25 protein-coding genes are annotated in these 25,585 nt (G+C 64.1%); 11 read left to right on the top strand and 14 right to left on the bottom strand.

Translation table 11 applies throughout. The features are described from left to right. Window positions 1-6: 6 nt before the first annotated feature. Both I2488_RS01040 and I2488_RS01035 read right to left on the bottom strand, forming a co-directional pair. The gene (locus tag I2488_RS01040) at window positions 7-1,440 is read right to left on the bottom strand and encodes a methyl-accepting chemotaxis protein (protein ID WP_196273953.1); all 1,434 of its coding nucleotides are present in this window, start codon (window positions 1,438-1,440) and stop codon (window positions 7-9) included. A 111-nt stretch (window positions 1,441-1,551) separates the two neighbouring features. Continuing rightward, the gene (locus I2488_RS01035; protein WP_343070954.1) at window positions 1,552-1,971 is read right to left on the bottom strand and encodes a nuclear transport factor 2 family protein; all 420 of its coding nucleotides are present in this window, start codon (window positions 1,969-1,971) and stop codon (window positions 1,552-1,554) included. Between the two features lie 107 nt (window positions 1,972-2,078). On the opposite strand from I2488_RS01035, the gene I2488_RS01030 reads away from it, so the two are divergent. The 5 genes from I2488_RS01030 to I2488_RS01010 all read left to right on the top strand — a co-directional run bounded on the left by I2488_RS01030 (window position 2,079) and on the right by I2488_RS01010 (window position 5,224). Then, the gene (locus I2488_RS01030) at window positions 2,079-3,086 is read left to right on the top strand and encodes an NADP-dependent oxidoreductase (protein ID WP_196273952.1); all 1,008 of its coding nucleotides are present in this window, start codon (window positions 2,079-2,081) and stop codon (window positions 3,084-3,086) included. Continuing rightward, window positions 3,086-3,823 carry a glucose 1-dehydrogenase gene (locus I2488_RS01025; RefSeq protein ID WP_196273951.1) on the top strand — a complete coding sequence of 246 codons (738 nt, stop codon included), beginning with the start codon at window positions 3,086-3,088 and terminating at the stop codon, window positions 3,821-3,823. Before I2488_RS01030 ends, I2488_RS01025 begins: the two co-directional genes overlap by 1 nt. Beyond that, window positions 3,820-4,353: a VOC family protein gene (locus I2488_RS01020; protein WP_196273950.1), complete on the top strand. Its 534-nt coding sequence runs from the start codon at window positions 3,820-3,822 to the stop codon at window positions 4,351-4,353. Before I2488_RS01025 ends, I2488_RS01020 begins: the two co-directional genes overlap by 4 nt. Window positions 4,354-4,364: 11 nt before the next feature. Next, window positions 4,365-4,715: a Rieske (2Fe-2S) protein gene (locus tag I2488_RS01015; protein WP_196273949.1), complete on the top strand. Its 351-nt coding sequence runs from the start codon at window positions 4,365-4,367 to the stop codon at window positions 4,713-4,715. Between the two features lie 80 nt (window positions 4,716-4,795). Beyond that, the gene (locus I2488_RS01010; protein ID WP_196273948.1) at window positions 4,796-5,224 is read left to right on the top strand and encodes a nuclear transport factor 2 family protein; all 429 of its coding nucleotides are present in this window, start codon (window positions 4,796-4,798) and stop codon (window positions 5,222-5,224) included. Window positions 5,225-5,237: 13 nt separating this feature from the next. Here the strand turns inward: I2488_RS01010 and arsB are convergent, their stop codons facing one another. From arsB to I2488_RS00985, 5 genes are all read right to left on the bottom strand, one after another. Next, window positions 5,238-6,302 carry an ACR3 family arsenite efflux transporter gene (gene arsB / locus I2488_RS01005; protein WP_196273947.1) on the bottom strand — a complete coding sequence of 355 codons (1,065 nt, stop codon included), beginning with the start codon at window positions 6,300-6,302 and terminating at the stop codon, window positions 5,238-5,240. Then, on the bottom strand, window positions 6,302-6,808 hold the full coding sequence (locus I2488_RS01000; protein WP_196273946.1) for an arsenate reductase ArsC: 507 nt from the start codon (window positions 6,806-6,808) through the stop codon (window positions 6,302-6,304). The genes arsB and I2488_RS01000 overlap by 1 nt, the downstream gene beginning before the upstream one ends. Then, window positions 6,808-7,284: an ArsI/CadI family heavy metal resistance metalloenzyme gene (locus I2488_RS00995; protein WP_196273945.1), complete on the bottom strand. Its 477-nt coding sequence runs from the start codon at window positions 7,282-7,284 to the stop codon at window positions 6,808-6,810. Before I2488_RS00995 ends, I2488_RS01000 begins: the two co-directional genes overlap by 1 nt. Beyond that, window positions 7,281-7,625: a metalloregulator ArsR/SmtB family transcription factor gene (locus I2488_RS00990; protein ID WP_196273944.1), complete on the bottom strand. Its 345-nt coding sequence runs from the start codon at window positions 7,623-7,625 to the stop codon at window positions 7,281-7,283. The genes I2488_RS00995 and I2488_RS00990 overlap by 4 nt, the downstream gene beginning before the upstream one ends. 119 nt (window positions 7,626-7,744) lie before the next feature. Beyond that, complete coding sequence (locus I2488_RS00985; RefSeq protein ID WP_196273943.1) at window positions 7,745-10,198, bottom strand: TonB-dependent receptor; 2,454 nt, start codon at window positions 10,196-10,198, stop codon at window positions 7,745-7,747. Window positions 10,199-10,344: 146 nt separating this feature from the next. On the opposite strand from I2488_RS00985, the gene I2488_RS00980 reads away from it, so the two are divergent. Together I2488_RS00980 and I2488_RS00975 are read left to right on the top strand one after the other, a co-directional pair. Beyond that, window positions 10,345-11,352, top strand: a complete 1,008-nt coding sequence (locus I2488_RS00980) for an NADP-dependent oxidoreductase (RefSeq protein WP_196273942.1) — start codon at window positions 10,345-10,347, stop codon at window positions 11,350-11,352. Further along, window positions 11,352-12,146 carry a ThuA domain-containing protein gene (locus tag I2488_RS00975; RefSeq protein WP_196273941.1) on the top strand — a complete coding sequence of 265 codons (795 nt, stop codon included), beginning with the start codon at window positions 11,352-11,354 and terminating at the stop codon, window positions 12,144-12,146. Before I2488_RS00980 ends, I2488_RS00975 begins: the two co-directional genes overlap by 1 nt. Window positions 12,147-12,292: 146 nt before the next feature. On the opposite strand, the gene I2488_RS00970 is transcribed toward I2488_RS00975, so the two are convergent. Beyond that, window positions 12,293-13,057: an SDR family NAD(P)-dependent oxidoreductase gene (locus I2488_RS00970; RefSeq protein ID WP_196273940.1), complete on the bottom strand. Its 765-nt coding sequence runs from the start codon at window positions 13,055-13,057 to the stop codon at window positions 12,293-12,295. A 103-nt stretch (window positions 13,058-13,160) separates the two neighbouring features. Continuing rightward, window positions 13,161-15,530 carry a TonB-dependent receptor gene (locus tag I2488_RS00965; protein WP_196273939.1) on the bottom strand — a complete coding sequence of 790 codons (2,370 nt, stop codon included), beginning with the start codon at window positions 15,528-15,530 and terminating at the stop codon, window positions 13,161-13,163. Between the two features lie 165 nt (window positions 15,531-15,695). Between I2488_RS00965 and I2488_RS00960 the strand changes: the two genes are divergently transcribed. The 3 genes from I2488_RS00960 to I2488_RS00950 all read left to right on the top strand — a co-directional run bounded on the left by I2488_RS00960 (window position 15,696) and on the right by I2488_RS00950 (window position 18,406). Beyond that, window positions 15,696-16,718, top strand: a complete 1,023-nt coding sequence (locus I2488_RS00960) for an NADP-dependent oxidoreductase (protein WP_196273938.1) — start codon at window positions 15,696-15,698, stop codon at window positions 16,716-16,718. Continuing rightward, window positions 16,708-17,424 carry an SDR family NAD(P)-dependent oxidoreductase gene (locus tag I2488_RS00955; RefSeq protein ID WP_196273937.1) on the top strand — a complete coding sequence of 239 codons (717 nt, stop codon included), beginning with the start codon at window positions 16,708-16,710 and terminating at the stop codon, window positions 17,422-17,424. Before I2488_RS00960 ends, I2488_RS00955 begins: the two co-directional genes overlap by 11 nt. A gap of 67 nt (window positions 17,425-17,491) precedes the next feature. Continuing rightward, entirely contained in the window at window positions 17,492-18,406 is a 915-nt protein-coding gene (locus I2488_RS00950) for a helix-turn-helix domain-containing protein (RefSeq protein ID WP_196273936.1), read from the top strand. On the opposite strand, the gene I2488_RS00945 is transcribed toward I2488_RS00950, so the two are convergent. The 5 genes from I2488_RS00945 to I2488_RS00925 all read right to left on the bottom strand — a co-directional run bounded on the left by I2488_RS00945 (window position 18,403) and on the right by I2488_RS00925 (window position 24,638). Then, the gene (locus I2488_RS00945) at window positions 18,403-20,349 is read right to left on the bottom strand and encodes a CocE/NonD family hydrolase (protein WP_196273935.1); all 1,947 of its coding nucleotides are present in this window, start codon (window positions 20,347-20,349) and stop codon (window positions 18,403-18,405) included. The genes I2488_RS00950 and I2488_RS00945 overlap by 4 nt on opposite strands. Window positions 20,350-20,450: 101 nt before the next feature. Beyond that, entirely contained in the window at window positions 20,451-21,635 is a 1,185-nt protein-coding gene (locus I2488_RS00940) for an aromatic ring-hydroxylating oxygenase subunit alpha (protein ID WP_196273934.1), read from the bottom strand. Window positions 21,636-21,645: 10 nt separating this feature from the next. Then, a complete protein-coding gene (locus I2488_RS00935) occupies window positions 21,646-23,055 on the bottom strand; it encodes an aromatic ring-hydroxylating oxygenase subunit alpha (RefSeq protein ID WP_196273933.1) in 1,410 nt (469 codons plus the stop codon). Between the two features lie 283 nt (window positions 23,056-23,338). After that, the gene (locus tag I2488_RS00930; RefSeq protein ID WP_196273932.1) at window positions 23,339-23,866 is read right to left on the bottom strand and encodes a VOC family protein; all 528 of its coding nucleotides are present in this window, start codon (window positions 23,864-23,866) and stop codon (window positions 23,339-23,341) included. Between the two features lie 10 nt (window positions 23,867-23,876). Beyond that, complete coding sequence (locus I2488_RS00925; RefSeq protein ID WP_196273931.1) at window positions 23,877-24,638, bottom strand: SDR family NAD(P)-dependent oxidoreductase; 762 nt, start codon at window positions 24,636-24,638, stop codon at window positions 23,877-23,879. A 142-nt stretch (window positions 24,639-24,780) separates the two neighbouring features. On the opposite strand from I2488_RS00925, the gene I2488_RS00920 reads away from it, so the two are divergent. Continuing rightward, window positions 24,781-25,584, top strand: coding sequence for an SDR family oxidoreductase (locus tag I2488_RS00920; protein ID WP_425492337.1), 804 nt, complete (start codon window positions 24,781-24,783; stop codon window positions 25,582-25,584). The last annotated feature ends 1 nt before the right edge of the window (window position 25,585 follow it).

Here is a 25,585-nt window from a genome sequence, read left to right as displayed (position 1 = left end):
CTCAGGTCACGCCGCCCGGCGCAAGTCGGCAATGCTCGCGGCCCGCTGGCCTGAAAATACCGAAACTGCCGACGCCAGCCTGCCGGAAGTCGAGGCCATGCTGCGGGTTGCAGCGGCGCTTTCCTCGACCATCGCTGCGTTCTGCTGCGTGGCAAGATCGATCTCGGCAATCGCTTCGTTGACCTTCAAGGCATAAGCCGCCTGCTCCTCGGTCGCCTGGGCCGCTTCGACCACGCCGGTGCTGATCTCGGTAACCTTGCCGATGATCGCATGGAGCATGCCGCCTGCGCCCTTGACCAGTTCGGCCCCGCGATCAACCTGTTCGCGGCTGGCGGAAAGGAGCTTCTTGATGTTGTCGGCCGCTTCGGAGGAACGTTGCGCCAGCGCGCGCACCTCGTTGGCCACGACGGCAAAGCCACGGCCCATCTCGCCCACGCGTGCCGCCTCGACCCCGGCGTTGAGTGCGAGCAGATTGGTCTGGAAGGCGATGCCGTCGATGATTTCGGCGATCTGGACCACTTCCTGCGCGCTCTGCTGGGCATCGTCCATGGCGTCGATCGCCTGACGGACCGCTTCGCGCCCCTGGGTAGCCTCGCCCTCGGTCTCCCGTGCCGAGATCCTGAGGTCGGCCATGGCCTGCGATGTCCGGCGCAGACCGCCGGACAGTTCGTCCATGGCGCGGGCACAATCCTGCACGTTGTTGGCCTGACGTTCGGTACGCGATGCCAGGTTCTCGGTCGCTGCGCGGATCTCCTCGGTCGATGTCGCAATATGGCCGCTGCTGTCGGCTACCAGGCCGACCGTCGAGGACAGCTTTTCCAGCGCGATGTTGAAATCGTCCTCGACCTGGCGGAAGCTCTCGGGCAGGTCGCGCATTCGCGTCGACAGGTCCCCTTCGGCAAGCGCCCGCAGCGATGCGCCCATCTTGCCCAGCACGATGTCGCGCGTGTTCTTCTCGGCCATCTCGAAATAGGTCGACAAGGCGATGTCCATGTCGATCATCGAAACCTTGACCAGCGCCACGAGGTCCCTCGCCATGCGCCGCCGCGCGGGCGACAGACGGCCGGTGCCGCCAAGCACCAATGCCTCGATCATGTGCTCGAGGATCAGCGCATAGCCGCCGATGTACCACTTGGGCTCAAGCCCGATGCGGGCATGGGTATTGCCGATGGTCAGCGCGCGTTCGTGGTAGGCCTGGTCAAGACCGTCCTCGAAAACCTTGATCCAGTGGTCACGCTGGGCGTTGCGGGCATGGCGCACGCGGTCGGACGACGAGAAGAACTTGCCCAGCGCCGGAGTGGCGCCGAGCTTGTCGTAGAACTTCTCGAGACCCCCATCGACCGTCCGGCGGACGAATCGTGAAAGCCGGACGAAGCTGCCCCGATTGCGGTCCAGCTCGTAAAATCCGATGCGCTCCTGCAGATCGCGTGCGACGACCATGGTTTCTCCTCTTCGGCGTTGCGCACAAAGTAGGTTAACCGGACTGAATTGGTCGGAAATCGCAGCCTAAGGGATTGCAGCTATGCACCAAAGTGCAGGGGTCAAATGCACTCAGCCAGCGACCGCCGCTGCCGCCTTAAGGTCGGCCGCCGCGCGGAACACGGCGTGATCGAAATAGAACGGCTTGATCTCGCAGCACTTTCCATCGCGGAAGCGGAACATCTCGCACAGCTCGGCGGGCGCCAGCGATGGATCGGCGAACTGGAACGACAGGATCGTGACGGCATGATCCTTGCCTACGGTGGTCTCGACACGGTTAAGGCCAGCAACATCGACCAGCCCCATGACCTTGATGTACAGTTCCTTGAGCGCGTTCTTGCCGCGATAGATGCCTTCCATCGGCAGGCCCGGCGCTTCGCTCACGAAGAAATCGTCGGTCAGCATCGAAGCCGCCTTGTCCCAGTCGCCCACGCCGGTCGCGGCGTAAAGATCGTCGACGAACTGGATCATTTCCTGTGCAGTCATGGTCATGGCATTGTCCTCTCGTTCTTGGCCTCAGGATCGACCATGCGGCGCTTTCCCGAAACCTAGCGATATGGCTAGCGATGCCTTTGCGTTCAGGCAGCTAAGGTCGGCCCATGGAGAGGACACGCCAGATCACGCTCGCCCGCCGCCCCGTCGGCATCCCGGTCCCCGAGGACTTTTCGCTCGTCGAGGTTGAACGGCCCAAGCCCGGCCCCGGCGAGATCCTGGTCAGGATGCGCGTCGGTTCATGCGATCCCGCCATTCGCGGCTTCCTTGACGACCGCCCGAGCTACCTGCCCCCGGTCGCCTTGGGCGCGCCGATCAACGGCATGTCGCTGGGCGAGGTGGTCGAATCGAACAATCCGGATTGGCCGGTCGGCACGCTGCTGCGCACGTTCGCGGTCTGGTCGGAATACTACGTCGTCGGCGCCGACGCGCTGGGCATAGAGAAGGTCGAGCAGGCGCCCGGCGTGCCGCTGCAGCATTACATGGGCGCATTGGGCCCGGTTGGCCTCACCGCATGGGTCGGCCTCTTCGAGATCGGCAAGGCCAAGGCGGGCGAGACGGTGGTGGTCAGCGCCGCTGCGGGCGCCACCGGCAGCACCGTGGTGCAACTCGCCAAGGCGGCGGGCTGCAAGGTCATCGGCCTTGCAGGCGGTCCGGCCAAGGCGCAGATCGTCAAGGATCTCGGCGCGGACGTCGCCATCGACTACCGCGCCGTCGATGATCTGGGCGAAGCGATCAAGGCCGCAGCCCCTGACGGCGTCGACGTCTATTTCGACAATGTCGGCGGGGAGACGCTCGACGCCATTCTCCCGCTGATGCGCCTGCACGGCCGCATCGCCGTGTGCGGCATGATCGCGCAGTACAACGATGCCGACAACCCGCATGGCAATCGCAACATATGGCAACTGGTGGTCAACCGCCTGACCATGCGCGGCTTCATCACATACGATCACCCTGAGGTGCTGGGCGAGGCGCAGGCCATGCTCGACCGGCTGTTCGCCGAGGGCAAGCTCAAGCCGCTCGAGAACGTGCGCTCGGGGATCGAGAAACTGCCCGAAGCCTTCATCGAACTGATGAGCGGCAAGACCACCGGCAAGACGCTGGTCCTGATCTGATGGGCGCGCTCGCAGGAAAGGTCGCGTTCGTGACCGGCGGCGCGTCGGGGCTTGGCGAGGCGATTGCCCGCGCCTACGCAACCGAGGGTGCATCGGTCATCATCGCCGACATCGACACGACCGGCGGTGAAGCGCTTGCTTCGGAAATAGGCGCGCGCTTCGTCTATCTCGACGTGACGAAGGAAGCGTCATGGGCGCAGGCCGTCGCGCCGTTCGAGCGGATCGACGTGCTGGTCAACAACGCCGGGATCACCACGCTCGGTTCGATCGAGGAGATCACCCTCGACCAGTTCCGCCACGAGCTCGACATCGATGTGCTTGGCGTCTTCATGGGCACGCAGGCGGTGCTGCCGAAGATGAAGGCCCATGGCGGCTCGATCATCAACATGTCCTCGCTTTCGGGCGTGAAGGCATCGTCGAACCTTGTCGCCTACAACGCGGCCAAGGCGGCGGTGACGCTGATGACCAAGTCCTGTGCGCTGCACTTTGCCGAAAAGGGCTATGGCATCCGCTGCAATTCGATCCACCCCGGCGCGATCCACACGCCGATCATCGACAAGGTGCTGGCGCAAAGCGACAACCCGGAAGCGCTGTACCAGAGCTTCGTCGATGTCCATCCGGTCAAGCGCCTCGGCAAGCCGGAGGAAATCGCCGCGATGGCCGTGTTCCTCGCCAGTGACGCCAGCGCCTTTGCCACCGGCGCGGAGTTCCGCGTGGACGGCGGCGCCTCGATATGACGGGCGGGCTTCCGATCCGGCAGGTGGCGTTCTTCGTGGAAGACGTCCGGGCCGCCGCGCGTGCCCATCACGAAGCCTTCGGATCAGGCCCCTACTTCGTCGCCGACAACATCCCGCTCGCCCGCTCCGTGCATCGCGGGGTCGAGCGCGAACTCGACCACACTTCCGCCTATGGCCAGTGGGGCGAGGTGATGATCGAGTTCGTCGCGCAGAACAACCCCGGCCCCTCGCCCTTCCGCGATCTCTATCCGGAAGGATCGGGCCGCTGGGGCATGCATCATGTGGCGGTGTTCGTCGATGACGTGGACGCAGAACTGGCGAAGTTCGCCTCTCGCGGCGCCGAATGCGCCCTGCGTGCGGAAATGACCGACGGCTTCGTCTTCGCCTTTGCCGACACCACCGCGACGCTCGGGCTGTTCACCGAACTCTATGCCCCCACAAAAACGCTGGTTGATTTCTACGCCATGGTCGCGCAGGCGGCGAAGGACTATCGGGGTTCCGACCCGATCCAGACCATTCGATTGACTTGAGGACGCAGACGTTGACCGACTCCTGGCACAGCCTGATCGCCGAAAGCGAATTCCCTGCAGAAGGCAAGATCGCCACGAAGGTCGGCGGCTGGCACGTGCTCGTGGCGAAAACCGACGAAGGGCTGTTCGCGGTCAACGATCGCTGCACCCATCAGGCAGCGCTCGTTTCAACCGGGCGCATCCGCCGTGGCGCAGTGATGTGCCCACTGCACGGCGCGCGGTTCGAAATGGCGACCGGTCGCTGCATCGGCGGTGCCTACAAGGACCTGCGGACTTTCCCGGTCCGGGTGGAAGGCGGCCAGATCGAGGTCTGCGTGCCCAACGAAGCGCCGGGCATGGACGAGACGCCCGTCGTTATCTGAACTCGCTGAAAGCGCAGGTTCGCGGCATCCCGGCCTACGTTAGCTTCTCTCCCGCAACGAACCATCGGGAGAGAACGACAATGCCCTTCACCGGCCCCGCCGAAGACCGCCTCGCCATCCGCGAGCTGCTCGAAACCTATGCCGACGCCGTGACCCGCGTCGATGCCGACGACTGGGCCGCAACCTGGGCCGAGGACGCCGAGTGGTCGCTGCCCGACTATCCGGAGCTTGGCACGACCAAGGGCCGCGCCGCCATCAAGGCGATGTGGATCGAGGCGATGAAGAACTATCCCGGCATCATGTTCGAAGCCTGGCCGGGCTCGATCGAAGTGACCGGCGATACTGCGACGATGCGCAGCTACACCGCCGAGGTCTATGACCAGAACGGCACCACCATGCGCGACCGCGGCGTCTACGAGGACACTTGCGTGAAGATCGACGGCAAGTGGCTGTTCAAGAGCCGCTCGTTCCGCAACATCCACCGCCAGCACGCCCCGAAGGGCTGCTGACCGGCTGCGCGGTTCAGGAGGCGTGGAACCACGCCTTCCTGAACCATAGCGCGAGATTGACCAGCGCGATCAATACCGGCACTTCGACCAGCGGACCGATCACGGCAGCAAACGCCACGGGCGAGGCAAGGCCGAATGCCGCGATGGCAACCGCAATTGCCAGTTCGAAGTTGTTTGACGCCGCGGTGAAGGCCAGCGAGGCCGTGCGTTCATAGCCCACGCCGATCGCGCGCCCTGCCGCAAAGGCTATCACGAACATCACCACGAAGAACACCACCAGCGGCAAGCCGACCTTCAGCGCGTCGAACGGCAGGGCCAGGATCTCGCCTCCCTTGAGGCTGAACATCGCGACAATGGTGAACAGCAGCGCCGCCAGCGTCAGCGGGCTTATCGCGGGGATGATCCGCGTCTCGTACCAGTCCCGCCCGCGCGCGCCGACAAGCGCCTTGCGCACGAGGAAGCCGGCAAGGAACGGAACGCCCAGATACGTCAGCACCGCCTGCGCGATCATCGCGAAGTCGATATCCACCACATGCCCTTCGAGGCCAAACAAGGGCGGCAGGAAGGTCAGGTAGAACCACGCGAAGGGAACGTAGAAGACGATCTGGAACAGCGAGTTGAACGCAACGAGGCCGGTCACGTATTCCGGGCTGCCGCCGGCAAGCTGGTTCCACACCAGCACCATGGCGATGCATGGTGCGATGCCGATCAGGATCAGGCCGGTCATGTATTCGGGATTGCCGGGCAGGAACAGGGCGGCGAGCGCGAACATGAACGCGGGCGCGACGATCCAGCACAGGCCGAACGACAGGGCCAGCACCTTGCGGTCGCGGAAGACCTGCCCCAGTTCCTCGTAGCGCACCTTGGCGAGCGGCGGGAACATCATCAGGATCAGGCCCACGGCAATGGGAATGCTCGTCGATCCGATCGACATGGCACCCAGCGCTTGCGGAACGGCAGGCACCAGGCTGCCGAGCGCAATGCCCAGCGCCATCGCCGCGAAGATCCACAGCGTCAGGTAACGGTCGAGGAACGAGAGGCGCGGCCTCTCGAAAGCTTCGGCAGCAATCGTGGCCATCAGGCGGCTCCTTCCATCTGCCCGATGCGGGCCAGTTCGCGGACCAGTGCGGCGCGGTCCATCGTTTCGAACGGCAGGGCAAGAAAAGCGGCCACGCGCAGTTCCAGCCAGGCCCAGGTCTGCTCGAACGCGGCATCGACCGCAGCGTCGTCGCCTGCGACATCGGCCGGATCAGGCAGGCCCCAATGCGCCTTGAGCGGAGCGCCCATGAAAACCGGGCAGGCTTCTCCCGCAGCGTTGCCGCAAACCGTGATGGCCAGGTCGATGGGCGGCGCAGCAGGGCCGGTAAACTCGTTCCAGCTCTTCGAGCGGAACGACGCGGTATCGATGCCCTTGCGCGCCAACAGCCGGAGCGCACCGGGATGCGGCACGCCCTTGGGCTTGCTGCCTGCACTGTAGGAGACAATCCGCCCTGCGCCCTTCAGCCCCAGAATGGCTTCACCCAGAATCGAGCGGGCGGAATTGCCGGTGCACAGGATCAGCACCGAGAATGGCCGTTCCGCCATCAGCAGCACCCCGATTTTGCTGCCGGCGCCGCAACCTTCGGGGTGCAACAGGCCGTGGCCGACGCGTTGGCTGACGCGAGCGGTGCAAGGTCCGGGCTGTCGCCGTAGACCGTGCTTTCACCCTGGGTCAGGAACGCCTCCCACACCACGCCATCGGGATCGGCGATCCAGCTCTTTTCGGACTTCGCGTAGCAGCAGGTCGTTGCGCCTTCCTCGAGCACCGGCCCACGGGCATTGGCAAGCCTGCCATAGACCTCGGCCAGTTCGTCGGCGTCCTCCACCTGCAGCCCGATGTGCTCGATCCCCTTGGTCGCGCCGTCCTTCTGCGAAATCGCGAAGTTGATGCGCGGATCTTCCAGCATCCATTTGGCATAGTCGGCCTTCACCACGGTCGGCTCGGCCGCGAACAGCCCCGAATAGAAGGCGATCGAGGCTTCGAGATCGGCAACGCCGACGTGGACATGGAAACGCTTCATGCGACGTCCCTTTCGGTTGTGCTGGCAGGTTTGCAGTCGATGGTGGGTACGCAAGCCGCCCCGCCACAGCAATTCTCGGTCAGGAAGCCCATCACCATCGCCATTGCGGCATAGTCAGCCGCATAGAGGATCGACCGGCCGTTGCGGCGCTGGGTGACAAGTCCGGCATTTGCCAGCTGGGCGATATGGAAGCTGAGCGAGGATGGCGCGATGTCGAGCGCCTCAGCCAAGGCGCCAGCGGCCAGACCCTCCGGCCCGGCCTGCACGAGCAGCCGGAACGCAGCGAGCCGGTGCTCCTGCGCCAGCGCGCCGAGTGCGCGAACAACCGATGCAGACTGCACGTTCATCCTCCAACGATTCGATATTTCAAGAATAGTTGAATTGAATGATTCCGCAAGCCCCAATGCAAGAAGGGCGGAGCCTCGGCCCCGCCCTTCAATTGCTCATGCCTGCATCAAGCTCAGAAACGCTTGATCACCGAGACCTGGACGGTGCGCGGCAGGTTGCCGAAGCCGAGCTGGTCGGCGCGAACGCCTGCAGCCGTTCCGGTGCCGCCGCCGGTCGAAGGACCATCGACCACGCCGCTGACGAAGAAGCGGTTGGTCAGGTTCTTGCCGATCACCGCGATCTGCCAGTTGTCGTCCTCTGCCCCGAAGCGGATGCCCGCATCGAGCGTGGCATACTTGCCCTGGCGCGAGAACGGATTGCCGAAGCCCGAAGCGAGGTAGCTCGACGAGTAGCGCGTATCGACATTGAGGCCGAGCTTCATGCCTTCGCCTGCCGCCGTCTCGTAGCCCACGCCGAACGCACCGGTCCATTCCGGCGCAACCGAAAGCGGAGCCCCATTCAGGTTCTGGCGCGCGTCCAGCCCGCCCACCAGCGTGCAGCCCTGTGCCGGGGTCTGGCCGGCATAGCACGGTGCCGAGGGGAAGTTGGTGTAGCGAGCCTTGGTGTAGTTGACCGAACCGTGGAGGTTCAGGCCATCGATGCTGCGCGGCGCGTATTCGAACTCGAACTCGACGCCCTTGGTCCGCGCATCCGCCGTCAGCGTCTGGAAGGCGAAGATCGGCGAGTTGAAGAAGTCCACTTGCAGATCGTTGTAGGCATAGGTGAACGCCACCAGGTTCAGGCGAAGCTGGTTATCGGCCAGCGTCGTCTTGATCCCGGCTTCGAAGCCGCGCGCCTTCTCGGGATTGAAGGTCAGGTCGGCCAGCGGATCGTTCGAGAACTTCGAGTTGATGCCGCCGTTCGAGAAACCGCCCGACTTGTAGGCCGTCTTGTAGGCGCCATAGACGAGGATGCCCTGCTGCGGCTTCCACGTCAGCGTCACTTCCGGCGACCAGTCGTCGAAGACCTGCTTTGCGGTCACTTCGCCAAGGCCGTCCGGATCGTTCCGGTCACGGAAGATGCCCTGCACGCCGAGGTTGTTGTACGGCTGCGTGAAGAAGCTGTCCTTGGTCTCGTGGGTATAGCGGACGCCGCCCGCCAGTTCGAGCGTGTCGATCAGCTTCCAGTTGACCTGGCCAAACAGCGCCGCGGTCTCGCCATCGGTGAAGCTGGTCTTCGACGAGGCGACGAAGCGGTTGGCCGCCGAAGCCGTGTCGTCGCGCAGGCCTGCGAACATCACGTACTGGGCAAAGTCGCGCTTGGTCTTCTGGTAAAGGCCGCCAACCATCAGGTTGATCGGGCCGTCATACGAGGTCTGCGCGCGCAGTTCCTGGCTGAACGCCTTCCACGTGCTGTTCTCGGTCGCCCAGGTGCCGTTGTTGCTGCTCTGGAAATCGCAGGCGCAGGTCCAGCGGTTGTTGTTGGTGTTGTAGTTGGTGACCGAGCTGATCGTGACGTTGTCCAGCTCATAGCTGACCGCGCCGTTGATCGCCCACGAGCGATAGCGGTTGTACAGCTCGCCGTTTTCCTTCGCGAAGGGGAAGTTCTTGGCGATGTCGGCGGGCATGTTGTTCTGGTGCGTCACGAAATCCGTGCCGCATCGGTACCCGGTCAGCTGGCTGACGCCGCTGGCGAGGCCGCAGTTGTAGGCCACGTAGTTCCACGAGGAATTGTTGACCTGGTTGTAGTTGTACGAACCCTTGAGCGTCACGGTCAGACGGTCGGTCGGGGTGTACTTCAGCGTGACGCGGCCAAGGAACTCGTCCTCACCCGGTGCGCGCGATGCAGCAGGCTTGGCCACCGAGCCCAGCGGATTGCCGCTGCCACCGGCCAGCACGTTGCGGATGTCGACGGTAGTGTAAGTGCGGTCGACCGAGACGTTTCGATAGTAGCCGCCGTCCATGATCGAGCCGCGCGCAGCAAAGCGCACGCCCAGCGTGTCGGTCAGCGGGATCGAGGCGATCAGTTCGCCCTGGTACTGGCGCGAACGGAACTCGTAGCCGGCGCGAGCGATGAATTCGCGGTCCTGGCCGGGATCATTGGTGGTCAGGCTGATCACGCCGGCCGTGGCGTTCTTGCCGAAGAACAGGGCCTGCGGACCCTTGAGCACTTCAACCCGCTTGAGGTCGAAGAACCCTTCCTGGATGATGCGGCCCTGACCGTAGTAGGCACCGTCAACGACAACGGCGACCGACTGCTCGATGCCGATCGAGGTCGACGACGAACCGATGCCGCGCATGGTCAGCTGCGCGCCCGAGCCGTTCGAAGCGCGGCCGACGCTGAGGTTCGGCGTGGCTGCCGCGATCTTCTCGATCGAGGTGATGTCGCGCTGCTGGATGGTCTTTTCGGAAATCGCGGTCACGGCAACCGGAACGGTCTGCACCGATTCTTCGCGCTTGCGCGCGGTGACGATGATTTCCTCGAGGCCGCCAGCGCTGGCGCCGTCCTGAGCCGCGTCCTGGGCAATGGCCGGAGCTGCCGCGCCGAGTGCGCAGGTCGCAAGAAGTAGTCCCTTCAGGGTACGCATGTCGTATCCTCCCTTTCTGCTTGTACAGGGTCGCGCGTCTACGCCTGCTGCGGTGAAACAGCGCCTCGCCAATGCGTTAGCCTCGCCCTTTGGCTAGGTGCCGCAATGCCGTAGCGTCGGCACCTCTGCACGGGAGAGGAATTGCGATGACCGAAAACCGCTTCTGGCGTCTGGACCGCCACCCCGAAGGCTCCGACTTCGAGAGTGCCCTGAGCCTGCAGATTGAGGATGTTGCACCGCTGTCCGAAGGCGAGGTTCGGGTCAAGGTCGGCTGGCTGTCGATGGATGCCGGAACGCGCATGTGGATGAGCCCGCGCACCGACGGCTATCAGCCGCCGCTGCCGCTCGGCTCGAAGATGTCCGGCCTTGTGCTTGGCGAAGTCAGCGAGACACGCGATCCAGCCTTCCCAGTCGGTGCGCTGGTGCGTGGCTTCGGGCAATGGGCCGATTACGCCACGATGGTCCCCGCGCTGGCAGGCCTCGAGATCGTCGACGAAACGCTCGGCGATATCCGCCACCACTTCGGCGCGCTCGGCATGAATGCATGGACGGCCTATGTCGGCGTGAAGGAAGTGGCGGCGATCAAGCCGGGCGAATGGCTGGTCGTCTCGGCCGCTGCCGGGGCCACCGGCTCCATGGCCTGTCAGGTCGGGCGCAACCTCGGCGCGAAAGTCGTCGGCATTGCCGGAGGGCCGGAGAAGTGCCGCTACCTGACCGAACAGCTCGGCGTCGATATCGCGATCGACTACAAGAACGAGGACGTCGCCGCGCGCCTCGCTGCGATCGAGGGCGGCGTCCATGCCTACTTCGACAACGTCGGCGGTCCATTGCTCGATGCCGTCCTGCCCAACATGGCGCATTATGGCCGGGTCGCGGTCTGCGGCATGGTCGCGGCCTATGATAACGATGCGCCCCTGCCCGGTCCCGCCCGCTTCGATCAGGTGCTGATGCGCCGCCTCAGGATCGAGGGCTTCTTTATCCCCGACTTCCTCCATCGCGGTGCAGAGTTCCTGCCGACCTTGCGCGAATGGGTCGATGCCGGCAAGCTGACCGTCAATCTCGACGAGACGCAAGGGCTGGAGAACACGCTTGTCGCTTATCGCCGGATGCTCTCGGGCAAGGCCATTGGCAAAGTCATCGTGAAGGTCGCCTGATGCCGATCATCAAGCATCGCGCACCGCTGCAGTGCCTTGTCGCGGTGCGCGGCCATCCGTTCGACCGCACCGCTTTCGATGCCATGTTCCAGGCGATGGACGGCATTTCCGCAACGATGGTCGATCAGCCCGCCGCCGCGCTATTGATGAACCCGGACGCCATGCGCCACTTCGATGCACTGGTGCTCTATGATATGCCCGGCCTCGATTTCGAGGCGCCGGAGAACGCCCCACTCTATCGAGATCCATCACCAGAACTGCAGGCCGGTTTCCGCGCTCTGCTCGAACAGGGCAAGGGCGTCGTCGCGCTGCATCATGCACTGGCAGGGTGGCCGACATGGGCCGAGTATCACGATTGGCTTGGCGGCCAGTTCTTCTACCACCCCGGCACCTGGCGGGGCGAACCGGTGCTCGACAGTGGCTATTGCCACGAGGTGACCCATGAAGTCACCGTAGTTGAGGGTCACCCGGTGACGGCGGGTCTGCCAACAAGCTTCACGCTAACCGACGAGGTCTATCTCGGTCAGGTTCTGGAAGAGGGATGCACCCCGCTGCTCCGCTCAAGCGCCAGCTATGATCGCGACCACTTCTGGTCCGCAGACCTTGCCGTGAAAGGCGAAATGTTCAGCCGCGAAGGCTGGAATCATCCGCCCGGCTCGAACCTCGTCGGCTGGGCAAGGCAGGCGCTGAACAGCCGCCTCGTCTATCTCCAGCCCGGCGATGGGCCCTCGGCTTACGACAATCCGCACTACCGCCGTCTGGTCGAGAACGCGATCCGCTGGGTGGCTGGGTAGCAGTCGTGCCCACCCCCGGCCCCTCCCGCTTGCGGGAGGGGGGCAACAAGCGTTGCGACATTTCGCAGAAATCGGAGCTGACGTCGCAACTCCCCTCCCGCAGGCGGGAGGGGTCGGGGGTGGGCATCAGCGCCCGCGCCCAAAAATCAAAGCGCCGTCATGCCTCCGTCGACCACCAGTTCGGTGCCGGTGACATAGCGGCTCTCGTCCGACGCCAGGAACAGGTTCATGTTCGCGATGTCGAGCGGCGCGCCCATGTAGCCCATCGGCACCAGCGCCAGCGTCGCGTCATAGTTCGCCGCGTTGTCTTCCTGCGCCACGCCCTGAATATTGGTCAGGATCATGCCGGGGTGGACGGAGTTGACGCGGATGCCGTCCTTGGCCGTCTCCACCGCGATGGTTTTCGAGAACAGGCGGACACCGCCCTTGGCTGCGGCATAGGCCCCGCATGCGGGCACGCCGATCAGCCCGGCAACCGACGAGATGTTGATGATCGAGCCCTTCACGCCGGTCTTGCGCATCAGGATCACCGCGCGCTTGGTGCCCTGGAACACGCTGTCGAGGTTGACCGAGTTCTGCAATGCCCAGTCGGCCGAGGTCATTTCCTCGATCGGGCGCAGCACCGCGATGCCGGCATTGTTGACGCAGACGTCGAGCTTGCCGTCCTCGGCCTCGATCCCGGCGAAGACCTCGTCCCACTGCGCCTCGTTGGTCACATCGTGCAGCAGCGCCTTCGCCTGACCGCCAGCGGCGCGGATGCCTTCGGCGACCTTCTCGGCTCCGGCCAGATCACGGTCGGTCAGCCAGACCTTGGCACCTTCCTCGGCAAAGCGCTGTGCGGTCGCGCTGCCAAGGCCCGGAACCGAAGCCCCGCCCGTGATCAGTGCAATCTTCCCGGAAAGACGGCCCATTCGAAACTCTCCCCATAAAAAACCGGAAGGGCGGTAAGGAACGTCGCCGAAGCGACCCTCCCCCGCCCCCCCGGCAAGGTGGATCAGGTTATGTGTGCTGGCTTCAGAACTTGAAGCCGGCGGTCACGCCATAGGTACGCGGTTCGAGCGCCATGCCGAACGACCAGAGCCCGGCCACGGTGAACGCGTGGGTCGTGGTCTTCTCGTTGAGCAGGTTGCGGGTGAACACGCGCAGGTAGGCCTTGGTGTCCTTGAGGTCGAAGTTGAAGGTCATCGACGCATCGACCAGATCCTGCGTGGTGGTGCGCACGCGCGGATCGTTGCCGTTCACCGTGACCCCCGTGGCTGCGCCCGCACCGTTGGTCGCCACCGTCAGCGAAGCTGCCGAAAGCTGTTCGTCGTAGGGCGAGATATGGCGCCAGCCCACGTTCGTGGTGATGTCGCCGAAGCCGGTCGGCTGGACATATTCCGCACCCAGCGATGCGGTGAAGTCCGGCGCATAGATCAGGCGGTTGGCCGAGTAGTTGAACGGCACCAGGCCCGCACCGCAGGCATTGGTCGCAACCGGACCGCCGGCATAGGCACCGCAGGTCAAGAAGTTGCGGAAGTGCGAGTCCATGATCGCGATCGAGCCGGTGAACTTGAGGTTGTCGGTCACGCGCAGCGTGCCGTCAGCCTCGATGCCCTTGATCAGCGCGCCGCCGGGCACGTTGCCGGTGATCGTCTGGTTGCCCGTGGGGCCGCCCGGAACGGTCAGGTTCTGCTGCATGTCCTTGTAGTCGGACACGAAGCCGGCAAGGTTGATCTCGAGCTTGCGGTCGAACGCCGCCAGCTTCACGCCCACTTCGTAGGCGTCAACCGTTTCAGGCTGGAACGGCGTGCTGGCGGTTGCGGCAGTCGCAGCGCGCGGGCTGAAGCCGCCCGAACGATAACCGCGCGACCACGAGGCATAGACCATCACGTCCTGATTCGGACGCCAGTCGATGCCGACCTTGGGCGTGAACTTGTTGAAGCTCGCCTTGCCCTTACCGACCAGCGCGATCTTCGAAAGATCGATGTTGTCCGGATCGAGCAGGGTGTTGGCGGCAAAGCCGTTGCTCAGCTCCTTCTTGTCGTGGCTGTAACGACCACCGAACGAGAGGCGGAAGCCTTCGGCGAAAGCCCAGTTGAAGTCGCCGAACACGGCGTAGCTCTCGGTCTTGCCTTCCACGCGCTGGGCGTTGCGGTCAAACAGCGTCGGCGGAGTGCTGGGGCTGAAGCCGAACACGCGCGACCACTGGGTCAGGTCGTAGTCCGACTTGAAGTAGAAGCCGCCGACGACGTAGTCGAAGCCTTCGAACAGGTTGCCCGCTGCACGCAGTTCCTGGCTCCACTGTTCGTAGTGCTGGCGACGGTCGACGTAGTAGAGGTCGGTCGAAGAACCGTCGAAGTCCTGCGTCTGGGCTTCGGTGCTCTTGCGCCAGCCGGTGATCGAGGTCAGCTTCACGCCGCCAGCGTCGTAGTTCATTTCGAGCGTGGCTTCAGGAGCCTTGTAGTTGCTCTGAGCCGCATCGCCGAACGTGGTATAGAGGTCGGTCGTGGTGTTGCGGTTGCATTCCTGCGCCGGAATGAACCCGCAGAACACTTCGCTGCTGTTGGTGATGTTGCTGACGACCGGGTCAAACACCTGGTCGACCTGGGCGACGGTCAGCTGAGCATCGAAGCCCGAACCGACCGGCTTCCACAGCAGGCTCGCGCCGTAGTTCTCGCCGTTGCTCCAGCCTGCGCTGACATTGCGGCGCACGTTCTTGTAGAAGCCGTCGGTCTCGTTGTGGAAGTACCACGCCTTGACGCCCCAGCTTTCCTCGTTGCCGTAGTTGGCAAGGACCTTGGTCGAGAAGGTGGCGAACTTGCCATAGGTCACCTCGGCCTTCAGGCCGGGCTTCATCGTCGGCTTGGAGCGCTGGATGTTGATCACGCCGCCGATGGTGTTCGCACCGAACAGCGTGCCCTGCGGCCCGCGCAGCACTTCGAGCTGGGCGATGTCGAATGCGTCCTGCAGCTGGCCGGTGTTCGTGCCGATCACCACGCCATCGACGAGCACGCCGACGGTCGGGGTCTGCGACTTCTCAATGTCGGCGTAGGTCAGGCCACGAATCGAGATGTTGGCCGCCTGGGCACCCGAGTTCTGCTGGGTGATGAGCAGGCCCGGAGCCGCGCCCTGCAGGTCGCCGATGTTCACGGCAGCCTTGCTTTCGAGGAAGGCGGTGTTGACGGCGGTGATGGCGACCGGCGTGCTCTGCAGCGTTTCCGAGCGGCGACGCGCGGTCACGATGATCGCGCCGTTGTCACCTTCATCGGCAGCTTGCGCGCTCTGGTCAGCCTGCGCTGCCTGGGGCTCATCTGCCTCGGCAGCGAACGCGGGCAACGAGAAACCGATTGCGGTAGTGGTCAGGGCAGCAGCGATCAGACGCCGTGCGGCAGTGCTTCTCATGAGTATCCTCCCTCAAGGGTAACCTCGCCCACTTGGTGGCGATGGTTCCTCTCTTTCATCCACTGCCGCGCCCCGGGAACCAACTGCGACTTGTTACAGGTGCCTTGGCCGGTGCATGTTCCATGCTTGCCGTAACGTTCGGACAAGAATCCGGGAGAGATCGAAATGACCGTCAATCGCCGCTTCCTGCTGGCCCGCCGTCCTCACGGGACGCCGGTGCCCGAAGATTTTTCTCTTGTCGAAGAACCGGTTCCCACCGCTCCGGAAGGTGGCTTCGTCGTCCGCAACTGCTTCGCCTCGCTCGATCCCGCCCAGCGCGGGTGGATGGACGATGCGCCCAGCTATATGCCACCGATTCCTCTTGGCGACCCGGTTCGCGCCACCACGATCGGCGTGATCGCTGAATCGAAATCACCCGATTTCGCGGTGGGCGATTGGGTCCTGGGCATGAACGGGCTTGAGGATTACTCGGTCAACGGCGTCGGCGGATTCACCATGAAGGTTGATGTGGGCCTGGTCGATTCGCCATCACGGTTCCTCTCCGCAATGGGCGCGGTAGGCCTGACCGCATACTTCGGGCTGATCGATGTCGCCAAGCCACAGCCCGGCGAAACCCTGCTCGTCTCGGGCGCCGCAGGCGCGGTCGGTTCGGCAGTCGGCCAGATCGGCAAGATCCTCGGCTGCCGCGTCATCGGCATTGCCGGGGGAGCGGAAAAGTGCCGCCGCCTGATCGAGGACTACGGCTTCGATGTCGCCATCGACTACAAGGGCAAGTCGGTCGACCAGCTCGCTGCCGAAATCCGCGCCGCCGCGCCGAACGGTGCCGACGTGGTGTTCGAGAACGTGGGCGGTGACGTGTTCGATGCCGAACTGCTCAACCTCGCCAAGCATGCCCGCATCGTGCTGTGCGGCCTCATCAGCGAGTACAACTCGCCCACCAAGATCGGCGCGCGCAACCTGTGGTCGGTCCTCACCAACCAGGCCACGCTCTATGGCTACCTGATCATGGACTACGCGCCGCGCTTCCCCGAAGGCGGCGCGGTCATGGCGCAGTGGATGGCCGAAGGCCGCCTGCGCATCGACGAAGACGTGCAGCACGGCCTCGAGAACGCCTACGATGCCTTCATGCGCCTGTTCTCGGGCGCGAACACCGGCAAGCTCGTGCTGAAGATCGCCGATGGCCTCTGACCGGCTTGCCGGCCGCAAGGCCATTGTCACAGGGGCGGCTTCGGGCATCGGAGCCGCAACTGCCGCGCGTTTGCGGGCAGACGGAGCGCAGGTGTTCACCGCAGACGTTCAGGGCGATGTCGATTTCGTTGCCGACCTCACTGCCCCTGATGCCAATTCCCGCCTCATCGAACAGGCCGTTGCTACGATGGGCGGGCTGGATACCGTGGTCCCCTGCGCCGGAATCAGCGCCTTCCACCCGCTCGAAGGGCATGACGATGCCTACTTCCTGCGCGTGCTGGAAGTGAACCTGATCGCCGTCTTCCGCCTCGTCCGCGATGCCACGCCGCATCTCAAGGCCGCAGGCAATGGCCGCATCGTCACCATCGGCTCGACCACATCGAGCCATGGGGACGAGGGCCTGTCCGCCTATTCCGCGTCGAAGCACGCCGTTCTCGGCTTCACCAAGTCGGTAGCGGCAGAGCTCGGCCCGTTCGGCGTCACCGTCAACTGCGTCCAGCCCGGCGCCATCGCCACGCCGATGACCGCGCCCGCCTTCACCCAGATGCCCGAATTCCGCACCTTCTGGGAGAACAAGGCACCCCTGCGCCGCCTCGGCCAGCCCGAGGACATCGCCGACGTCATCGCCTTCCTTTGCAGCGACGACGCCCGTTTCATGTCGGGACACGGCGTCTGGGTGGACGGCGGCGCCATGGTCAGGCACTAAACACCGGAACGACCGTTCCATTTCTCAGTGGTCGTAAACGATTGGCCCTGAGGCAAGAATTCGCAAGATGACGGTCGCGACAGTTCCCGATCCCAAGGCAGCCGCACCTGCGGCAACCATGCGCATGGAATACTGGAAGCCCTCGCCCCGCCTCGAAGGGCTGGTCAGCGGCTATCACCTCTATGCCGTGGCTCCGTCTGCGGGTGAGGTTCACAGCGACGTGTTCCAGCCCGCCTGGTTCAACCTGCGCGTCCTGCTCGATCCGCAGACCCACTGGCAGGTCCGCTGTGGCTCACCCGAAGCGATTGGCGTTCCCGATATGTCGTTGTTCGGCCCATCCTCGGCGGCATGCTGGTCGCAAAGTAACGTCGGCACCGTCATCGGCGCCGGCATCACGCCCCTGGGCTGGACGCGCCTGTCGGCATTGCCGGCTGCCGATCTCGCCAACCGTGTCGTCCCTGCGCGTGACGTATTCGGCACCGGGGTCGAAAGGCTTGCGCATCGCCTGCGCACCTGCTCCGATCCCCGCGCCATTCCCGCCATCTTCGACGAATGGTTCCTCGAGAGGATGACGCCACCGCAGCGCGACGAAGAAGCGATCGCGCGCCTGTTCGCCGCCTTGCTGGACCCGAACCTGCGCACCGTCAGGCAACTGTCCGAAGCACTCGGCTACGTCCCGCGCACGCTCGAACGGCTCAGCCTCAAGGCCTTCGGCTTCCCGCCCAAGCTGCTGATCCGCCGCGCCCGCTTCCTGCGCTCGCTGCATGCCCTGATCCGGGGCGGCCCCGGCAGGCGCGCCCTCGCCATTGATGCCGGCTACACCGATTACTCGCACTTCATCCGCGAGGCGCACGAGTTCCTCGGCATGAAGCCGACGCAGTTCCTCGAAGCCTGCGGGCCGATGTTCACGCGGTCGCTTGCCCTCCGCCAGGCCGTTCTCGGCGCACCGGCACAGGCCCTGACGGATAGCGCGAAGCCTTAGGGAGCCTTGGGCAGCGCGGTCCCTTCGGGAACGACCGGCAGCCACACCGCGCTGGCATTGGCACCACCGCGCTCCAGCGTCACCGTCGCCTTCTGGTAGTCCGCCTTCTTCGCGAGGAAGATGTTGGGCACGAACTTCTGCGGGTTGCGGTCATAAAGGGGGAACAGCGAGGACTGTACCTGCACCATGATCCGGTGACCGGGCTGGAACACGTGGTTCACCGTCGGCAGGCGGAACTTGTAGCGCTGCACCTTCCCCGCCGGAATGGCGGTGGGCTTGGCGAAGCTGTCGCGATAGCGGCCACGGAAGATGTCGAGGCTGATCGGCAACTGGTAGCCGCCCATCTTCGGGTCGGCCCCTGCTACCTCGTCCGGAAACACGTCGATCACCTTCACCACGAAGTCACCGTCGGTGCCGGTGGTCTTGGCGTAAAGATCGGCAATCGGCGCGCCCGAAACACGCACCGCGCTGGTCAGCACCGGCGAGGTATAGGTCATCACGTCAGGTCGCCCGTCGGCATGGCGCTGGTCGCTCACCAGCCAGTCGCCCCAGCGACCGTCGTTGAAGTTCACCGGGCGCGGCAGATGCGGCACCGGCTTGTCGGGATCGGAGACATAAGAGTCTTCGCCCGCACCGCCCTTGTCAAAGCCGAGCCCGCCGCCGGCCTGCAAGTAGATCGGCTTCAGCGGCGAAGCGCAGCCAGTTTCGCACGCCAGCGGCCACTGCGTCAGCTTGTCCCAGTGGTTCTCGCCGGTGTTGTAGATCGCCGCCTGCGGCAGGTTCGCCGCCGGACCATCCTTCAGATACTGGTTGAACAGCGGCAGCACCATGTCCTCGCGGAATTGCTGCGCGGTGTCCCCATTCCACTTGAACGGCCCCAACTCGCGCCCTTCACGGTTGACCTGGCTATGCCGCCACGGCCCCATGACGAGGAAGTTGTTGCCGGTCTTGCCCTTGGCCTTGAGCGCTTCCCACGCGGTGATCGCACCGTACATGTCCTCCTGGTCCCACAGCCCCTGTTCCCAGATCGTCGGCACGTTGGACGGGTTTGCAGCCAGCAGCTTGTCGAGCGCCTGACCCTGCCAGAACTCGTCATAGGCGGTGTGCCTGACCATCTTCTGCCAAGCCGGAAGCTGGTCGAAGCCAGAATTCTTCGCCCACTCGTTGGCCCCGCCAAGGCGGCGGAATTCCTCGTAATTGTCGTAGATCCCGGTCGCCGGATCGTCGCCCTTGCCCTTGTAGCCGGTCTGCGATCCGATCCAGCCGATGTTGGCAAGGCGGAACGCGCCGTAGTGGAACCAGTCGTCGCCCATCCAGCCGTCGATCATCGGGCTTTCCGGCGCGGCCACCTTCAGCGCCGGATGCGGGTTCAGCAGGGCCATGACCACGGTGAAGCCCTCATAGCTCGAACCGATCATGCCGACCTTGCCGTTCGATTCCGGGAGGTTCGCCTTGTTCACCAGCCAGTCGATCGTGTCATAGGCGTCGGTGACGTGGTCGGTCTCGGTCTTGTTGAGTTCCCCGCGCACTGGCCGCGTGACGATGTAATCGCCTTCCGAGCCATACTTGCCACGGATGTCCTGATAGACGCGAATGTAGCCCGCCTTGACGAAGGCCTCGTCCGCCAGCGGCAGGGTGGAGAGGATATGCGGGCTGTCCATCCGGTTGGCGCGTGACTTGGCGTCATAGGGCGTGCGCGTCAGCACGATCGGCGCGTTGGTCGTGCCCTTGGGAAAGACGATCACGGTGTAGAGCTTCTTCCCGTCGCGCATCGGGATCATCACTTCGCGCTTCACATAGTCGCGCGCGTCTTCGGGCGGCGTGAACTTGGCCGGAATGTCACTCGGCGGAAAGCTGTCCTGCGCCGCAACGCCTTGACCCGACAGGACAAATGCCGATGCGGCCAGCAGCAGCGCTGCGGCAGGGCGATAACGATGCGTCATGCAAGGACCTTCCGGTTGCAAGGGAAACGACTCAGGGCGGACTGGCCGCGCTGAACGGTTACCTGCAAGAGCCGGAAGGTCCAGTCAAATCAGCGGCTTGGCTATTCCTTCATCACCGGCATCGGGGTCTTCCCGCTCTCGTCGAGATAGTAGGCGACCCACTTGTGGAAGAACTGGTTGCCCGGCTCGTTGCGGCCAAAAGTCTGGTGCGTCATCGCCCCGGATTCGAGGCCGTTCTGCACTTTCAGCCCGAGGAAATAGTCCTCCTCCTCGACCACGTCGAAGAAGAAGTCGCACATCTGGTCAAGCGCGGCGAGACCTTCCTCGGTCTCGGGCTTCACCGGGAAGATGTAGTTCATCACCGTGGTGTTCTGGTTCGCCTTCGGCCCCGGGAACAGCTGCGCCAGCTGCCCCATCTCGGGCGCCAGGAAGAAGCTCATGTTGGGGAACAGCATACGGATGAAGTCATAGCCCTTGTTCTCCTGCCGCCCCCATTCCTCGCGCGGGAGATCGGCGAGCCGCGTGATCGAGTTCTGCGGGAAGCCGAGCCGGATATGCGGGCCGAAACCTTCGTAGTTCGCCCGGTTCGAAGGGCTGCGCGTCGCTACCGTGTTGGTGTGCGCGGCCTGGAAGTGGTAGCCTTCAAGGTAGCCGTCATAGGCCACCTTCCAGTTCGCCCCCTTCATCGCCTTGCTCTTGTGGTAGTACCACGTCTCGAGCTTCAGCGCGGCGAAGTCCTCGTACATTCCGCCCATCCACTCGACCGCGTTGATCGGCAGGTCGGGCGTCAGGATCACGAAGATCAGCCCCGCCGCCTCGTCGCAGGGCAGTTCGGTCATGTTCAGGGTCGAGCGATCGACATCGCCGAAAGTGCTCGCCTCGGCAATGCCCATCAGCTTGCCTTCGTTGGAGTAGGTCCAGCCGTGGTACTGGCAGGCGAAGGCCTTGCAATTGCCCTTGCCTTCCTTGGCCAGATGCATCGCGCGGTGCTTGCACACGTTGAGGAAAGCGCGTGCCTTGCCGTCCTTGCCGCGCGTGATCAGCACCGGCAGGCCCATGACCTCCATCGCCTTGTAATCGTTGACCTGCGGCAGCTCGATGGTCAGCGCCAGCATCAGCGGCAGGCGCTTGAAGATGCGCGCGATCTCGGCCTCGAAGCGCTCCTCGCTGAGGTAGTCGGCCACGGGCACGCGCATGGTCTCGCTCGCCATGTCGGTCGTCTTCGTCTCGACGAAATGGAGCATGCGCTCGGCGGCGCGGGCGTACTTGTCGTAAAGTTCGGTCATCTCGCTAACCTCAAGCGTTCAGATAGGAGTCGAGCGTCTGGTGGATGTGGCGGATGCGCACTTCCTGGTAATCGGCGAGTTCGACGGCCTGGTTCTTCGAAACCTTCAGGCCCTCGTGGCACAGCGCCATGTTCTCGCTGTCCTGATCGAGCACCGCACCCAGCACGCCGAGTTCGGGCGCATCGGCCCAGATCTGGTCATCGGACAGCATGTGCATCGGCACGCCCGCCGGTCTGGGCTGGCCTTCCGGCACCCGCGCGATCACGCGCACTTCCATCAGGCACTTGTCCTGATCGGGCCATGGCCGCCAGCGATAGACGATGTTCGGCATGAACCCGCCCCACGGCGCGAAGTTCGGGAACACGTTGTAGACCAGCGCATCGAGCAGTTCGCTTTCCGAGACGCCCGAATAGTCGCCGCCGAACTGCTTTTCCGAAACCTCGCGCATCTTCTCGCCCAGCGCGGCGCGGGCACTGCGGCCTTCGGGCACACGAATCGCGTAGTTGTCCTTGTCCTCGTCGTAGTTGTCGGCGCTGCGGCCGTTGTACTTGCGGAACTCATCGATGATCCGCTGCTGCGGCCAGTGCTCGGCCTCGGCCTGTGCCTCGATATGCGGGCTGATCACGCCGAACGGGGTGTAGTTCACGTTCACGTGTCGGCCGAGCACGTGGTAGGCCGCGTTGGCATCGCCGGTGAACGGCATAAGCTGCGGGTGCGTGACATAAGCGTGGTAGCTTTCCATGAAAGCCTCCATCGCGATCTTCCAGTTGGCGGGGATGACCTTGGCCACCCATGCCACCGTCACGCATTCCTCGTGGCGCCAGCGCTTGAAGAACTCGGGCAGCGGGTCGAGATATTCCTCGATGGTCGGACCTTCGGCATTGTCGCGCACGAAGATGTAGCCGCCCCATCGCGCAAGGCTGGCTTCAGGCAATTGCATCTTGCTGTCGGTCAGGTGCGCGAAGTCCCAGCGGCAAGGGATGTTGCGCAAGGACCCGTCCGGGTTCCACGAAAAGCCGTGGAACGGGCAGAGGAACTGCTCGGCGCTGCCGCTGTCGGTCTTGAGCTTGCGACCGCGATGGAGGCAGACGTTGTGAAACGCCTTCACGCTGCCGTCTTCCTGCCGCACGATCAGGTAGGAGCGACCGGCATTGTCGTAGGTCACATAGTCGCCGGGCTCGGGCAAGTCCTCCTCGCGCGCGGCGAACTGCCACACGGCGGGCCACATCTTCTCGCACTCGGCCTTGAAGAATTCGGGGCTGTAGTAGCGCGCGGCGTCAATCGGCTCCGAGCCGAGGTACTGCGAACGGTCCTCGGCCATGAAGGCCGGCGGCGGCACGTCGTCTGCGGCAAGAATATCTTCCCAGCTGGTGCCGGGGCAGCGAGCCTGTTCAAACGCGCCGGGATCGCGGTCTGCCATGTCATTCCTCTCTCGTCCTTGGGGTGAGAGGAAGATGTCATGGTGGCCACGAAATGCGTTTGACCGAGGTCAAGAAAGCAGGCCCGGAACCCCTGCGCTTTTGGCTAGTTTCGGGTGTTTCCCCGGGGAAACAGTCCAATCTGCCGGTTTTTACTTATCCACCTCGTCGTTCCCGCGCAGGCGGGAAAACCACGGGGGCGAGAAATTCAGTCGCGGCGCGACGAGTCTTCCTGTCGCTGGATTCCCGCCTGCGCGGGAATGACGAAGGGGGAGGAAGATACCTTCAATTCGGCAGAATCACGCCCTCGCCCTCGCGCCAGACCGGACGGATCTGCGGATCGTCGTAAATTTCCATGATTTCGAAGACGTTGCCGAAGAAATCGCGGCAGTACGTGGCCGCGTAACCGCTCTTGCGCCCCTCCTCGTCCACGGTCACGCCGTCCATCGAAGGCGGGGTGTGGACGCGGATTCCGGCGGCGAGCAGGCGCTGGTAGCAGGCCTGGATATCTTCAACCTGCACCGCGAAGTGCGTGTAACCGTGATGGTTCACCCCGCGATCGGGGTCCTGCCGCTCGGGCGGGGGCGAGGCGTATTCGAACACCTCGATATGCGTGTTGCCGAGGCGGCACATGAATTGCCGCGCCGCGCTGCCCTTGAGGCCCAGAACCTCGTCGATGAACGGATTGTCCCGCCATTCCAATGGCGGACCTACCTCGACCGCGCCAAGCAAGTCGAGGTAGAATTCACGCGCCTTGTCGAGATCGGGGACCGAGACCCCGATATGCTGGATCCCCTTGGCCCCGATGCTCATGGCAGGTTCCTTAGAACTGGATACGCTTGGTGAAGCCACCATCGACAACCAGATTGGTTCCCGTGGTGTAGGACGAAGCCGGGCTGGCGAGGAACACCACAGCCTTGGCGACTTCTTCCGGCCCGCCGAAGCGGCCGAGCGCGAAGCCGGCTTCGACCGACTTGTACAGTTCAGGCGCAGCGCCTTCGATCACGTCCCAGCTGCCGCCGGTGAACTTGATCGGGCCGGGCGACACGGTGTTGACGCGAATGCCCTTGGGGCCGAGCGCCTGCGAAAGCTGGCCGGCATAGACGATCAGCGCGCCCTTCAGCGCGTTGTAGCCCTGCGGAATGATGAAGGTTTCAAGCCCGGCGGTCGATGCAAGGATCACCACCGAAGGCGAAGACGACTTCTCGAGGTACTGCTCCAGCACCTCGATGCCGATCACCGAACCCATGATGTCGTGATCAAGGCCCTTCTGCCAATCACCGGTCTGGCCCGAACCCGAAGTCGAGATCATCGGGATGAAGATGTCGCAGCCGCCAAGCTTTTCCGCCGCATCGGTCAACCATGCGCGATAGGCATCGTGACCCTGATCCATGTCGAAGGCCGATCCGAACACCTTGCCGCCGTGCTTGCCGAGGCTCTCCGCCGCTTCGGCGACCTGTTCGGGATTGCGCGAGCAGAACGCGATGTCCGCACCTTCGGCGGCAAGCAGTTCCGCCGTCGCGCGGCCGATGCCGCGGCTGCCGCCGGTCAGGATGACCTTCTTGCCCTTGAGTCCGAGATCCATCTAATCGCTCCTCTATCCCGTGCAGATTCCGTTGCAGTGTTCTTGAAGGGGGCGGCAATGCCAAGCCACTCCCCTTTTGAACAGGAAACGCCGCAGCGCGCTTGGTGATAGCCAGCCCCCACAACGAATGGGAGCGAGGAATATGCGTCTCGAAGGCAAGACCGCCGTGGTGCTCGGTGCCAGCAGCGAAGGCAACATGGGCCAGGTCATCGCCCAGCGCCTGATGGACGAAGGCGTGCATGTGCTCGTCGCCGGCCGCAAGGAAGCCGTGCTCGGGGACTTTGCGACGCGCACCGGCTGCCTCTGGACCGCCTGCGACATCACCGAAGAAGCCAGCGTCAACGCCCTTGCCGATACCGCCGCGCAGCAGCTTGGCGGCATCGACATCGCGATCAACGCCACCGGCTGGGGCCTGCTCAAGCCCTTTCTCGAAGTGACCCGCGCCGAACTCGACGCGATGAGCGCGCTGCAACTGGTCGGCCCGCACCAGTTCTTCCAGGCGATGGTGCGCAAGATGGCGAAGTCACTGGGCGGTCGCGGCGGATCGCTGATGACGATCAGCTCGGCCACGGCCACGATCATGCTCAATGACCACGCGATCTACATGGGCACCAAGGCTGGGACCGACCACATCGTCCGCTGCATCGCCCACGAGTTCGGCCACGAAGGCATCCGCGCCAACTCGATCTCGCCCGGCCTTACAGACACGCCGATGAACGCCGATGCCAAGCAGGTTCCCGGCCTGTTCGAGAGCTTCCGCAATTCCTACCCGCTCGGCCGCTGGGGCACGTCGGAGGACGTCGCCGCCGCCGTGGTGTTCCTCGCCAGCGACGAATGCTTCATGACCGGCGAGAACCTGCAGGTGAACGGCGGCCTCACCCTGCGCCGCAATCCGACACGCGAAGAGATCGCCGCGTCGGTTGCCAAGGCCATGGGCCAGGACTGAT

The organism is Novosphingobium jiangmenense (assembly GCF_015694345.1).
GTDB lineage: Bacteria > Pseudomonadota > Alphaproteobacteria > Sphingomonadales > Sphingomonadaceae > Novosphingobium > Novosphingobium jiangmenense.
The sequence above is the reverse complement of the archived record's forward strand: the minus strand, read 5'-3'. Positions and strand labels throughout refer to the sequence as shown.

Bases quoted from the DNA above. Each gene is read 5' to 3' on its own strand.
- I2488_RS01000 (WP_196273946.1), bottom strand. From the start codon at position 6,808: ATGGCGGAACGGCCATTCTCGGTGCTGATCCTGTGCACCGGCAATTCC.
- I2488_RS00975 (WP_196273941.1), top strand. From the start codon at position 11,352: ATGCCGATCATCAAGCATCGCGCACCGCTGCAGTGCCTTGTCGCGGTG.
- I2488_RS01035 (WP_343070954.1), bottom strand. From the start codon at position 1,971: ATGACCATGACTGCACAGGAAATGATCCAGTTCGTCGACGATCTTTAC.
- I2488_RS01010 (WP_196273948.1), top strand. From the start codon at position 4,796: ATGCCCTTCACCGGCCCCGCCGAAGACCGCCTCGCCATCCGCGAGCTG.
- I2488_RS00930 (WP_196273932.1), bottom strand. From the start codon at position 23,866: ATGAGCATCGGGGCCAAGGGGATCCAGCATATCGGGGTCTCGGTCCCC.
- I2488_RS00970 (WP_196273940.1), bottom strand. From the start codon at position 13,057: ATGGGCCGTCTTTCCGGGAAGATTGCACTGATCACGGGCGGGGCTTCG.
- I2488_RS01030 (WP_196273952.1), top strand. From the start codon at position 2,079: ATGGAGAGGACACGCCAGATCACGCTCGCCCGCCGCCCCGTCGGCATC.
- I2488_RS00920 (WP_425492337.1), top strand. From the start codon at position 24,781: ATGCGTCTCGAAGGCAAGACCGCCGTGGTGCTCGGTGCCAGCAGCGAA.
- arsB (WP_196273947.1), bottom strand. From the start codon at position 6,302: ATGGCCACGATTGCTGCCGAAGCTTTCGAGAGGCCGCGCCTCTCGTTC.
- I2488_RS00955 (WP_196273937.1), top strand. From the start codon at position 16,708: ATGGCCTCTGACCGGCTTGCCGGCCGCAAGGCCATTGTCACAGGGGCG.
- I2488_RS01025 (WP_196273951.1), top strand. From the start codon at position 3,086: ATGGGCGCGCTCGCAGGAAAGGTCGCGTTCGTGACCGGCGGCGCGTCG.
- I2488_RS00940 (WP_196273934.1), bottom strand. From the start codon at position 21,635: ATGACCGAACTTTACGACAAGTACGCCCGCGCCGCCGAGCGCATGCTC.
- I2488_RS01040 (WP_196273953.1), bottom strand. From the start codon at position 1,440: ATGGTCGTCGCACGCGATCTGCAGGAGCGCATCGGATTTTACGAGCTG.
- I2488_RS00965 (WP_196273939.1), bottom strand. From the start codon at position 15,530: ATGAGAAGCACTGCCGCACGGCGTCTGATCGCTGCTGCCCTGACCACT.
- I2488_RS00935 (WP_196273933.1), bottom strand. From the start codon at position 23,055: ATGGCAGACCGCGATCCCGGCGCGTTTGAACAGGCTCGCTGCCCCGGC.
- I2488_RS00925 (WP_196273931.1), bottom strand. From the start codon at position 24,638: ATGGATCTCGGACTCAAGGGCAAGAAGGTCATCCTGACCGGCGGCAGC.
- I2488_RS00950 (WP_196273936.1), top strand. From the start codon at position 17,492: ATGACGGTCGCGACAGTTCCCGATCCCAAGGCAGCCGCACCTGCGGCA.
- I2488_RS00960 (WP_196273938.1), top strand. From the start codon at position 15,696: ATGACCGTCAATCGCCGCTTCCTGCTGGCCCGCCGTCCTCACGGGACG.
- I2488_RS00945 (WP_196273935.1), bottom strand. From the start codon at position 20,349: ATGACGCATCGTTATCGCCCTGCCGCAGCGCTGCTGCTGGCCGCATCG.
- I2488_RS00985 (WP_196273943.1), bottom strand. From the start codon at position 10,198: ATGCGTACCCTGAAGGGACTACTTCTTGCGACCTGCGCACTCGGCGCG.
- I2488_RS01020 (WP_196273950.1), top strand. From the start codon at position 3,820: ATGACGGGCGGGCTTCCGATCCGGCAGGTGGCGTTCTTCGTGGAAGAC.
- I2488_RS00995 (WP_196273945.1), bottom strand. From the start codon at position 7,284: ATGAAGCGTTTCCATGTCCACGTCGGCGTTGCCGATCTCGAAGCCTCG.
- I2488_RS00980 (WP_196273942.1), top strand. From the start codon at position 10,345: ATGACCGAAAACCGCTTCTGGCGTCTGGACCGCCACCCCGAAGGCTCC.